At 35.7% G+C, this 11,313-nt stretch carries 11 protein-coding genes, 1 tRNA gene and 2 pseudogenes; 9 read left to right on the top strand and 5 right to left on the bottom strand.

Annotation, left to right across the window (positions count from 1 at the left end; all coding sequences use genetic code 11):
• Nucleotides 1–214: 214 nt before the first annotated feature.
• From IHO13_RS02440 to IHO13_RS02445, 3 genes and pseudogenes are all read right to left on the bottom strand, one after another.
• Entirely contained in the window at nucleotides 215–511 is a 297-nt protein-coding gene (locus IHO13_RS02440) for a TrbC/VirB2 family protein (protein ID WP_225538125.1), read from the bottom strand.
• A gap of 88 nt (nucleotides 512–599) precedes the next feature.
• Nucleotides 600–728, bottom strand: a complete 129-nt coding sequence (locus IHO13_RS05735) for a hypothetical protein (RefSeq protein ID WP_255586075.1) — start codon at nucleotides 726–728, stop codon at nucleotides 600–602.
• A gap of 348 nt (nucleotides 729–1,076) precedes the next feature.
• Nucleotides 1,077–1,382, bottom strand: a pseudogene (locus IHO13_RS02445) (TrbC/VirB2 family protein).
• A 165-nt stretch (nucleotides 1,383–1,547) separates the two neighbouring features.
• Between IHO13_RS02445 and IHO13_RS02450 the strand changes: the two are divergent.
• The 8 genes and pseudogenes from IHO13_RS02450 (at nucleotide 1,548) to IHO13_RS02485 (ending at nucleotide 8,177) form a co-directional block, all read left to right on the top strand.
• A tRNA-Arg gene (locus IHO13_RS02450) sits at nucleotides 1,548–1,622 on the top strand.
• A gap of 93 nt (nucleotides 1,623–1,715) precedes the next feature.
• Nucleotides 1,716–2,831, top strand: a complete 1,116-nt coding sequence (gene dnaJ / locus IHO13_RS02455) for a molecular chaperone DnaJ (protein WP_225538118.1) — start codon at nucleotides 1,716–1,718, stop codon at nucleotides 2,829–2,831.
• A 152-nt stretch (nucleotides 2,832–2,983) separates the two neighbouring features.
• Nucleotides 2,984–3,333 (top strand): annotated as a pseudogene (locus IHO13_RS02460) (TrbC/VirB2 family protein).
• A gap of 233 nt (nucleotides 3,334–3,566) precedes the next feature.
• Complete coding sequence (atpH, locus tag IHO13_RS02465; protein ID WP_225538119.1) at nucleotides 3,567–4,127, top strand: ATP synthase F1 subunit delta; 561 nt, start codon at nucleotides 3,567–3,569, stop codon at nucleotides 4,125–4,127.
• Nucleotides 4,124–5,665: a F0F1 ATP synthase subunit alpha gene (gene atpA, locus IHO13_RS02470; protein WP_225538120.1), complete on the top strand. Its 1,542-nt coding sequence runs from the start codon at nucleotides 4,124–4,126 to the stop codon at nucleotides 5,663–5,665. Before atpH ends, atpA begins: the two co-directional genes overlap by 4 nt.
• Nucleotides 5,666–5,674: 9 nt before the next feature.
• A complete protein-coding gene (gene greA, locus IHO13_RS02475; RefSeq protein WP_225537013.1) occupies nucleotides 5,675–6,169 on the top strand; it encodes a transcription elongation factor GreA in 495 nt (164 codons plus the stop codon).
• A gap of 2 nt (nucleotides 6,170–6,171) precedes the next feature.
• Complete coding sequence (gene ribB / locus IHO13_RS02480) at nucleotides 6,172–6,825, top strand: 3,4-dihydroxy-2-butanone-4-phosphate synthase (RefSeq protein ID WP_225537012.1); 654 nt, start codon at nucleotides 6,172–6,174, stop codon at nucleotides 6,823–6,825.
• Nucleotides 6,826–6,896: 71 nt separating this feature from the next.
• Nucleotides 6,897–8,177 carry a M48 family metalloprotease gene (locus tag IHO13_RS02485; protein ID WP_225538121.1) on the top strand — a complete coding sequence of 427 codons (1,281 nt, stop codon included), beginning with the start codon at nucleotides 6,897–6,899 and terminating at the stop codon, nucleotides 8,175–8,177.
• A 26-nt stretch (nucleotides 8,178–8,203) separates the two neighbouring features.
• Here the strand turns inward: IHO13_RS02485 and IHO13_RS02490 are convergent, their stop codons facing one another.
• Both IHO13_RS02490 and fabG read right to left on the bottom strand, forming a co-directional pair.
• Complete coding sequence (locus IHO13_RS02490; RefSeq protein ID WP_225538122.1) at nucleotides 8,204–8,554, bottom strand: TrbC/VirB2 family protein; 351 nt, start codon at nucleotides 8,552–8,554, stop codon at nucleotides 8,204–8,206.
• A 101-nt stretch (nucleotides 8,555–8,655) separates the two neighbouring features.
• A complete protein-coding gene (gene fabG, locus IHO13_RS02495) occupies nucleotides 8,656–9,390 on the bottom strand; it encodes a 3-oxoacyl-[acyl-carrier-protein] reductase (RefSeq protein ID WP_225538123.1) in 735 nt (244 codons plus the stop codon).
• A gap of 227 nt (nucleotides 9,391–9,617) precedes the next feature.
• Here fabG and IHO13_RS02500 point away from each other — a divergent pair, with 227 nt between their 5' ends.
• Nucleotides 9,618–11,138 carry an HlyD family type I secretion periplasmic adaptor subunit gene (locus IHO13_RS02500; RefSeq protein ID WP_225538124.1) on the top strand — a complete coding sequence of 507 codons (1,521 nt, stop codon included), beginning with the start codon at nucleotides 9,618–9,620 and terminating at the stop codon, nucleotides 11,136–11,138.
• The last annotated feature ends 175 nt before the right edge of the window (nucleotides 11,139–11,313 follow it).

An 11,313-nucleotide genomic window follows, 5' to 3' on the forward strand; every position in this document is an offset into this window, starting at 1 on the left:
ATGGTAGATCCTAGTATCAAGTACTGGAATGACAAAAAAAGTCACTTGGATGACAAGAGAAGAGGCTACTTAGTTGACACTCTCTTGGCAGAGATTGCTCACAACAGTTATGAAACAGCGGTGCTCCTTTAAGAAGCACCATTTAGCTAAAACTGTTTTTGAGGCTTTTAGTACCTTTGTGTTGTAGATACTTTAATAGAAAGCTAGTACACTCCTACGAAGTGGGGCATGCTTTTACTGTTCCTGGTGCTATTTTTGAAACAACCGCAGGAGCGCCAAAAAACACAGCAGTAAATGCACCGAGTGCAAAAAGCGCTGGCCATGGCATTCTACCAAATATAGCAAGTAAAGCCGCACCTATTATTACTATCGTAATCATTGGTCCGCCTAGACCTTGAGTATATTTTATTATATTGCATATTACTGTTGATGTTGCATCATCATCAGTATTAGCACTTGCATCAAGTGCAAAGGAGAGAATTAAAGCCACAAATAAAAGAAATTTTTTCATCATACCTCCAATAATTTCATATTTTATGCTACTTCGCTTTGATTAAATTTGAGTAAATGATGCTTAGCATCATTTACTCAATACCTTTCTACTTACAAACATATTTTCCTGATCCTGGAGTATCCTCTTGCAATATTTTCCAGAAATCGCATGTTGTGCACTTACTCGCTGTGTTTGACGCTATTTTTGAAACGACATCAGGAGCACTGAAGAACATAGAGGTAAATACCTAGTGCAAAGAGCGTTGGCTAGGGCATTCTCCCAAATATTGCGAACAGTGCTGCACCTAATTATCACTATTTTTATCACTAGTCCATCTAGGCTTTGAATATAGTTTATTATACTGCATATCACTGCTGATATTGCGTCTAGAGCATTAGCATCAAACGTAAATGAAAGGATAAAAACCATAAATAGAAGAAATTTTTTCGTTATGTCTCCAAAAATTTTTACTTTTTATGCTACTCAGCTTTGATTGAATTTAGGTAAATGATGCTAGAAGTATCACTCACCTAAAACTTGAGGCTTTTTAGTTCATCAGCTTTGCCAGAAGATTAGCGTTTTTCTACGGGGTGCATGCCTGTACTGTACCTGGTGCTATTGCTGTTACAATCTTTTGTGCACCAAAAAACACAGCAGTAAATGCTCCGAATGCGAAAAGAGCAGGCCAGAGCATTCTGCCAAATATTGCAAGCAAAGCTGCACCTATTATTACTACTGTGATTATCGGCCCACCTATGCTTTGGGTATATTTTACTATGCTGTATATCACTTCTTATGTTTCATCACCTCAAGTTTTACTCTGCTTAGCGGCGTTTGCATCAAGCACAAAAGAGAGGATTAAAGCTATAAATAGAAGAAATTTTTTCATTATGTCTCCAATAACCTTATTCCAGATTTTCCCTTGTATTTATTAAATTTAAGTAAAGGTGTTAGTAAATTTATCACACTATCAATCTAACTTCGGTACTATTTTATTTTTAGCCAAACCAATTGAGTCAAGCTGTAAAATCTGTTAAAGTTGATTTTACCAAAGGCACCCTTAGCTCAGTTGGACTAGAGCATTTGACTACGGATCAAAAGGTCGGGCGTTCAAATCGCTCAGGGTGCACGATGTTTTTAGTCTATGAGGAAAACAGAGGCCACACTTGAAATCGATACACGAAGTACCTATCTTTAAAGGTTAAATACTGAACTATTGTATATGAGCACAAAAGACTACTATGAACTGCTGGAAGTAGGCAAAAATGCTAGTGTTGATGAGATAAAAAAAGCATATAAGAAATTAGCGTTAAAGTATCATCCAGATAGAAATCCTGGTAATAAAAAAGCAGAGGAAAAATTTAAGGAAATAACAGCTGCGTATGAAGTTCTGTCTGACCCTCAGAAAAAGGCAAGTTATGATCGTTACACACATGGAGATGGTGATTTTGGCGGATTTGATTTTAGCCAAGCTACAGGAGACTTTAGTGACATATTCAACGACTTTTTTGGCGGAGGATTTGGAGGATCAAGTAGATCAAAAGCAAAGAGAAGCACAGTAGGAGTGCCTGGGTCGGACTTGCGTTATGATCTTGAAATTACCCTAGAAGACGCATTTAAAGGAATACGAGTGCCTATACATTATGCTACAAATGTAAAATGTGACACGTGTCAAGGTACAGGTAGCGAAGGAATGATCAAACCAGTTCAGTGTCACATGTGTCAAGGAAGCGGTAGGATCAGGACCCAACAGGGCTTTTTTACAATCGAGAGAACATGTACCACATGCTTTGGGGAAGGGGAAATCATACAGAATAAATGCAAAAAATGTGGTGGAAATGGACGCAGAAGAGATGAAGTAAATATATTAGTTTCAATTCCAAAAGGCATAGAGAAAGACGCTAAGGTAAGGCTAAGTGGTAAAGGAGAAGCTGGAGTAAGAGGTGGAAAAAGCGGAGATTTGTATGTATATGTTAAAATCGCTCCACACAAGATTTTTACTCGAGATAAAGCAGATTTGCATTGTAAAGTGCCTATAAGAATGACGTTAGCAGTGCTTGGTGGTGAAATCGATATTCAGTCAATTGATGGGGCTAAAATAAAAGTAAAGGTTCCTGAAGGCATTCAAACTGGTACCAAACTACGCTGTAGAGAAAAGGGTATGCCATATATGAACTCAAATGTACGTGGTGATTTGTACGTGCAGGTAATAGTTGAGACTTTAAATCCAAAGAACTTAACTGAAAAACAAATTGAGCTGTTGAAAGCGCTTGAAGAAGAAAATGCAAACATGCAACGGAAATCTGAAGGGCTCTTTAGTAAGGTAAAAAAAAAATAGGAAGTTTGCTCAATAATATCAAAGGTAGTTAATTATTTTCTAGTTCCACCCATTATCTCTTGCTGCTTGACACCTTCTCAATCTTCATGCTAGCTTTACTAAAAGTAAAGTATTTTAGATATAATTACAATGTCTAAATTTAAGGTATAGGGATGAATTCTACAATTAGGAAAGTTTTTAGTGTTTTCCTTACAATATTATTTATTTCCTTTTCTCAATATGAGCAGTGCTGCTGATAGTGTTGATGCAAACTACCAAAGTAATATGCAATGCTATTAAACACGTTTGGAGAATAGGTGTACCTCTTATGACTATAGTAATAATAGGTGCGGCTTTGCTTGCGATATTCGGTAGAATGTCATGGTCTGCTCTTTTTGCACTCGGTATATTTTGCGCTGTGTTTTTTGGTGCAAAAGCTATTGTGACAAAAGTAATCGGTAGTGTAGGTGGTACTGGAAGTGCTTCCATCATGGATAGATGTGGAGCGGAAGAAAAGAAATAAATTCTTTTTCTAATAAATTGCTTCATTGATAATAAAAAAATACTTCCCTTTCTCTGAGAAATCTGTTATATTCAGTTTAATTACTGATTTTCATTGTTTCTAGAATATTTTTCCCTTGATAGCTATTTTATGATGAATTTGTCAGTAAATTTTTTGGTTGTTACGTAGCAAAGCCTGCTGGAATTAAATTTTTAGGCTGGATTTTGTGGCTAAGTATATATAAGTAATTTGATATGAAAAGGACCCAATACAATAACTTAGTTTCATCTTATGCTAGAGCGCTGTTTTATATCTCAGAAGATAAACTAGGTACTACAAGAAAAGAAGTAGAATTTTTGTTGGCTTCTTTTAAAAATCAACGTGATATTTTTATATACCTATCTCATCCTATGATTTCTCTTGCACGAAAAAAAGAAGCGATACTCTCTATAAATGAAAACTTAACTGAGAACTTAGTAAAATTTATTATGGTTATATCTGCGAACAGGCGCTCTGATTTATTAATCCTGATATTAGAAAAATTCTTAAGTCTTGTGAGAGAAAATGAAAATGAATTGGAAGTTATTATAAAGTCAGCAGAGGCTTTGAAAGAACCAGATATAAAAATAATTGCTGAATCTCTAAGCTTTCTTGGTAAAATAACAAAGATAAGTAACGTGGTTGACGCTTCTATACTCGGTGGTTTTGTGGTGAAGTATGGTTTTAATTTGGTTGATGCTTCGCTGAAAAGTTACTTAGATAGATTGGTTGATTTGAGTAAAACGGAAATATTGAAAATAAGGAATTGTATATGAAAAACGGTATAAATGCTTCTGAGATAGTAAACATAATAAAAGAAAAAGTTGAGGCGTTTGATAATCCTGTAAAGCGAGAAAATATAGGTGAAGTGATTTCGGTAACTGATGGTATTGCATTGGTTTACGGACTTGAAAAAGCAAAATTTGGTGAAAAGGTATTCTTTGCAAATGGTGTAGAAGGAATAATTTTTGATTTAGATCACGATATAGCTGGAATAGTGGTGCTTGGTAATGATCGTGATGTCAAAGAGGGAGATATTGTAAAATGCAGTGGTAACGTTGTGCAGGTTCATGTAGGGCATGAATTATTGGGAAGAGTCGTAAATGCATTAGGTTACCCTATAGACAATGGCGGGGAGATTAGAGCCAAAAGCAAAATGGACATGGAGTCTAAGGCACCAGGCATTATTGATCGTAAATCTGTGCATGAACCTCTGCAGACCGGAATTAAGATTATAGACTTACTAATTCCAATAGGTAGAGGACAGCGCGAGTTGATTATTGGCGATAGGCAAACCGGTAAAACTACTATTGTGCTTGATACCATCATTAATCAGAAGAAAATTAATGATGAAGTGGACGAAAACCAAAAAGTTTACTGTGTTTATGTTGCTATTGGGCAAAAGATTTCAACAGTGGCAAAAGTGGTAAATAAGCTGAAAGAAAGTGGGGCACTGGAATATACAACTGTAGTTGTGGCTAGTGCATCTGACTGTGCACCTATGCAATTTTTAGCACCCTATGCCGGTTGCACCATAGGAGAGTTTTTCCGTGATAATGGAATGCATTGTTTGGTAGTGTATGATGATTTATCTAAGCACGCTGTGGCATATAGGCAGATGTCTTTATTATTGAGGCGCCCTCCTGGCCGTGAAGCTTATCCTGGAGATATATTCTATGTACATTCCCGTTTGCTTGAAAGAGCTGCCAAAATGTCTGATGAAAAAGGGCAGGGGTCTCTAACTGCTTTGCCAATTATCGAAACTCAAGCTGGTGATGTATCTGCATATGTTCCAACTAACGTAATTTCGATCACCGATGGACAAATCTTCCTAGAGTCTGAACTATTTCATAAAGGATTTCGCCCTGCAGTAAATATAGGTTTATCAGTTTCACGGGTTGGTTCTGCTGCACAATTGAAACCTGTGAAAAAAGTTGCTGGTTCTATAAAGCTAAGTTTGGCTCAATATAGAGAGTTAGAAGATTTCGCAAAATTTGGTTCTGATCTCGATGCTAGTGTTCAACTATCCTTAAACAAGGGTAAATATCTTGTTGAGTTATTAAAGCAAAGACAGCATTCACCTATGCCAATAGAAGAGCAAGTGGTGCTGATGTATGTCTTTTCTAATCTATATGATCAGTTAAGCAAGATACAAATAAGCGATGTCAATAAGTTTGAATATGATCTTATCAATTATTTTCATGCTGTGCACCCTGGAGTTTTAAAAAAGTTGTCAAGCAACATGAATGATGATATAAAAGACGATATTTTCAATATTGTGAGTAATTTTGTTACTCAATTTAATTACGTTTAGGTGGTAGTTATGGCTTCATCAATTGTTAATAAGTTTCCTATGACAAGGGAAGGTTTTGAACATATGCAAGCCGAGCTTGAGAAATTAAGGGAAGAAAAGCCTTCCATTATACAAGCTATTTCTGATGCACGTGATCAAGGTGATTTATCTGAAAATGCAGAGTATCATGCTGCACGAGAAAGGTTAGGTTTTATTGAAGGACGTATAATGGAGTTAGAAAACAAGATTTCACATGCAGAAGTAATAGAAGTGAAAAGCTTGTCTGGCGATTCAGTAATGTTCGGCACAACCGTAACATTAAGCATGCTTAGTAATGATGGTAGTGAAGCAGAATATATTTATAAAATTGTAGGTGAGTATGAAGCTGATGTTTCAAAACAGCTGATATCTACTAGTTCACCTTTAGGTAGTGCTTTAATTGGTAAAAAAGTTGGCGAATATGTGGAAGTGGTAGTGCCAAGCGGAGAGAAGTTGTACAAAGTAGTTAAGATTGAATTTAAATAAATATGGTACAGACCACTTATGCATCAATGAGTCTATCTAGCATTTCTCCTGTGGAAGATGTGTTAGAGGATGCCCGTTCTGGCAAGTTATTTATTTTAGTTGATGATGAGGATAGAGAAGATGAAGGTGATCTAATTGTCTTAGCTGAAAAACTAGAGCCAAAACATGTAGCTTTTATGGTTAGGTATGGTACTGGCATTGTATTTTTAGCTATGGCAAGACCTCATATGAGTAGGCTAGGCCTTGAGTTTATGAGGAAAAGCAATGTAGATGGAAAGCTTATTCCTCATACTGCATTTACTACATCGATTGATGCACGTTATGGTATTACAACAGGTGTTTCTGCTCATGATAGAACGCACACAATACTTACCGCTATTGATGAAAAGAGCACTAAAGACGATATTATTACTCCCGGTCATGTTTTTCCTATTATTGCAAACGATGGTGGGGTCTTGGTGCGCAATGGTCATACTGAAGCAAGTGTTGAAATAGCAAAGTTAGTTGGCCTTAATCACGCAGCTGTAGGGTGTGAATTGGTGAACGATGATGGCTCTATGATGCGCTTACCTCAGTTGCTTAGATTTGCTGAACAACATAAGATTAAGTTAACTACCATCGATAAACTTGTTAACTACATTAAAAAGTTAAGCTAGCGTTTATAAATTTGTATAACTTAAGTGTTAAAATGTAAAGTTCCTAAAGATTATACAAATACGGAATTTTCATGTTTAAAATTGCTAAGTTTTTTATCTTATTGCTCTTTTTTATATATTGCAGTAGCGCTGACCCTGTTAACGTTATTAGAGATAGTGAGGTGGAGGTAGTAGTAAAAGAACTAGCACAACCATTATTTTCTGCTGCAGGCATTGATAGTGATCGAATAAAGGTTTTCATAATTAATGATAACTCTATTAATGCTTTCGTAATTGATAATAATAGCATTTTTATTCACTTGGGACTTTTGCAACATTCGACTGAGCCTTACATTTTGCTTGGCATATTAGCACATGAGATTGCTCACATATCTGCTGGTCATATATTGCAGATGAGTGGTGCTGTAGGCTATTTTCAATCGATAGCAATGATCAGTTATGTGGTAGGATTGGTTTCTACTATTATTATTAATCCCCAGGTTGCTAGTGCAATTTTGCTAAGCGGCATAGCATTTAGCTCAAGACTGTTTTTTAACTATTCCCAAGAGCAAGAAAGTGTAGCAGATAGTTATGCTTTAAGGTACCTTGATGAATCTGGCTATGATAATTCAGGTATGAAAGAGATTTTTAACTACTTTAAAAGTATTGAACATAAAAATACTGAAAAGTACTTCCGCACTCATCCACTTAATGATAAGCGCATATTTGCCGTGCAAAATTATAAGGTTAGAAACAATGTGAAACCAATTCTTGCAGATAAGTTACTAAGGTTTAAGCGTATGATTGTAAAGCTAGACTCCTTATTTTCTCCCATTCATGTGTTATCCAATAAATATGAAGGTAGTTCTGAGTACGTAAATGCTATAATCCATTATAGACAAGGAAAGATAGAAGAGGCTATTGCTATAGTTGATTCATTAGTTCAAAAGTCACGTAATGACCCATACTTATATGAATTAAAAGCAGAAATGCTGTACAAGGCAGGGAATTTAGGTAAAGCAATAAAAATGTATGAAGAATCGCTCAGGTATTTATCTGAGAAAGACAGTTATTTGGTGAAACTTGCATTATCCCATACTTTATTGTTGCACGGTGATGTAAAGAAAGCAATTTTTTACCTGGAACAGACCGCAAATATAGAACCAAATAATGCCTTCGTCTGGAAATACTTAAGTATTGCATATAAACGTAATGCCGATGCGGCAATGTATTATTTTGCTTTAACAAAAAAGGCTTGTATTGAAGGTAACTTAAGACAATTTATGAAATACGCTGAGTTAGCTGTTAAAACTTTACCAAAAGACAGCCCTTACTTATTGCAAATTGAAGACATGAAACGATTTAATGGATAACAAAAAGCTTTAGTATACCATCACTTTTAAGGGCCATTCTGTCCACACTGGTCCAACATTTTTTTGACTTCATCGTTTACATTGGGTATAACTTTCATTATGATCGTCTTAGCGCCAAAAAATACACCACAAAATATACCTAAAGCAAAGAGAGCTGGCCAAGGCATTCTGCCAAATATTGCAAGCAAGGATGCACCTATTATTACTACTGTCATGAGTGGACCACCTATCCCCCAAACATAACCAATAATATTACATATTACTTGGGCAGTTGTGTCATTGATACCAGCACTACCAATGCTGGAGGCATCTGAATCACCTGATAAGAACAACACCAAACATAAGACATTAAAAAATTTTTTTATTGTAGAGCTCATTTTTTTGCCTCTAAATAATAAACTAGTGTAATAAAAACAATTTTATTATACATATTTATTTTAAAGTAAAATTTATGGTTTGTCCATAAATTAAGGTATCACTACATAAATAAACCGCCATTAATGTTCAACACATGCCCTGTTATATATTTTGCTTCATCACTTGCTAAAAACAGAACTCCGGCTGCTACTTCTTCTCCCGTCCCCATTTTTTTCATTGGAATGTTATCTAGTATTTTTTTCTTCTGTTCTTCAGTTAAAACTTCAGTCATTTTAGTATCTATAAACCCAGGAGCAATACAATTTACTGTTATATTACGGCTTGCAACTTCTTCTGCTATGGATTTACTCATGGCTATTATTCCAGCTTTTGATGCTGCATAATTTACCTGCCCAGCATTCCCTGTTAACCCTACTATTGAAGAAATATTTATAATCCTTCCCCAATTATTCTTAATTAGTTTCCTGCATGCTTCTCTATTTAGTTTAAACGTAGAACTCAAGTTGATATCAATCACTTTTTGCCATGCTTCATCTGTCATTCTCAGCAATAAACTATCTTGTGTAATGCCTGCATTACATACGAGTCCATCGAAACCTTCCATCAACTCATTTGCCCTATTTATCAGCTGGTGTACTTCTTCAGCATTTAATAAGTTGCAAGGAAGTATATAAATATTTTTTTCATATAGCTTAGCAACTTCTTCTAGGGCTTCTTTTTTTGTACCAGAAATACATAGAATTGCTCCAGCTTTATGCATAGTTTTTACAATTGCCCGCCCTATTCCACCTGATGCACCAGTAATCAGGAATTTTCTGCCTTTTAATCGAAACATAATAACGTCGTTTTATCTGATTACTAACAGAGCATTGTCTAGTTGGCAATGGATTTTTTGCATGATACAAGCGGCTTAGATCTATGACAGCTAAGTCAGATTAAGATATGCAAGAATTGTTACTAAATAATTTATTCTGGCATTTTGCAGTCCAAATGAAGTGCATAAGTCATGGATTCTTTGTTTGTGTATGTTATCTTAACATTAACGTCAGTTCACAGTAATATATGATAAGCAAGTTAAAAAGACTCAGCTCTGGATTCTCTTTGACAGGTCCACTTGGCCATAGTGATAATATAAACATGCAAGGAACGAAAAATAAAAAGAAGAAGTACCCAAAATTTTTGGATAAAACGTTCGCATTAATTGATGCGGTGGTAAGTTTTATTTTAAAACGCGAGGGTAATAACGTAAATGAGGTTCTGAGAGTAACATGGGGACCACTGTTTTTTGGTTTGATAGTGATACTCATTTTTTTTGGAATAGGTGGTATCTGGTCAGCTATAGCTCCAATTGATGGGGCAGTGCATGCAAGTGGAGAAGTTGTTGTATCTTCAAACAGGAAAATAGTTCAACATCTGGGTGGAGGAATAATAAGTAAAATTTTGGTCAAAGAGGGCCAAGCAGTTAAAAAAGATGAGCCTTTAGTTTTATTAAGTGATGTTAACGAGAAGGCGAATTTGAGTATAATAAAAGAAAAACTCTTATCACTTTTGGCAACTGAAGCAAGACTTATTGTTACTATGGAAGGCTTAGACACAATTGAATTTCCCGATGAAGTCAAAGAATTGTCTGATGGCAATCTTACAAACAAAGTGATGAAAAATCAGATAAGATTATTTGATTCTCAGAACAAAAGTATATTGGGAAAAACTGACATACTGCAACAGCGTATAAGACAGTTACATGATGAGCTAGTAGGACTGAATTCTCAACTGGATGCAGCTCTCAAGCAATATGACTTAATAGCTGAGGAGTTAGAAACAAAAAGGCAACTTCTTAGCGGTGGTCACATAGGTAAGTCACACATTTTGGCTTTAGAAAAGCAGTTTGCTGAAATTGAAGGTAGAGTTGGTCATTACCGTGCTGCAATATCTCAAGTGCAACAAAAAATTGGAGAAAAAGAGTTAGAGATCATAAATGTGAAGAATGATGCTCAGGAGAGAGCAAACATTGAGCTTAAGGAAGTTACTACGTCTATTGCTGACTTGAGAGAAAGGTTGATGGTTGCAGAAGATGCGTTAGCACGCACAGTTATTAGATCGCCTCAAAACGGAATAATTACGGATATACGGTACCATACGGAAGGTGGTGTTATACAGCCTGGTGTGCCGATTATGAGCGTAGTGCCATCTAATGATGATTTAATAATAGATGCTAAAATTCAGACTAGAAATATAGAGGAGATACTGTCAGCACAAAAAAAAGGTAGCAATATAGTCTCTATTGACGGATTGGAAGGGCTAAAGGTGAAAGTAAGGCTGAGTGCTTATAGCGCACGTCGTTTAAGTTTAATTAACGGTATAGTAAACCATATTTCTCCTGATGTCCTTGACGATCCAAGGTTAGGACGTTATTATTTAATACGTGTGGTGATACCAAAGTCAGAGCTTGCTCAGTTCAAAAATGTATATCTACATCCTGGTATGCCAGCAGAAGTGTATATAGTTACCCAATCCCGTACTCTTTTGTCATTCTTATTTACACCTATAATTGCAACAGTTGATAGGTCTTTTATAGAAAGGTAGCTCACTTGTTAAAGTGAATAGAAGCAAAAAACTACTTGACGAGTTCTTTCAACTCCCTTAATCATGATAATGAAGCTATTTGTTTAAGTTTCCAATCTGTGTAGGTTAAAATGACAAAAAAGCTTGTATTTGGCATACTATGTGCACTACATATCTTTATAGGACTTCGGGTTTT

This window comes from Wolbachia endosymbiont of Mansonella perstans (assembly GCF_020278605.1).
Taxonomy (GTDB): domain Bacteria; phylum Pseudomonadota; class Alphaproteobacteria; order Rickettsiales; family Anaplasmataceae; genus Wolbachia.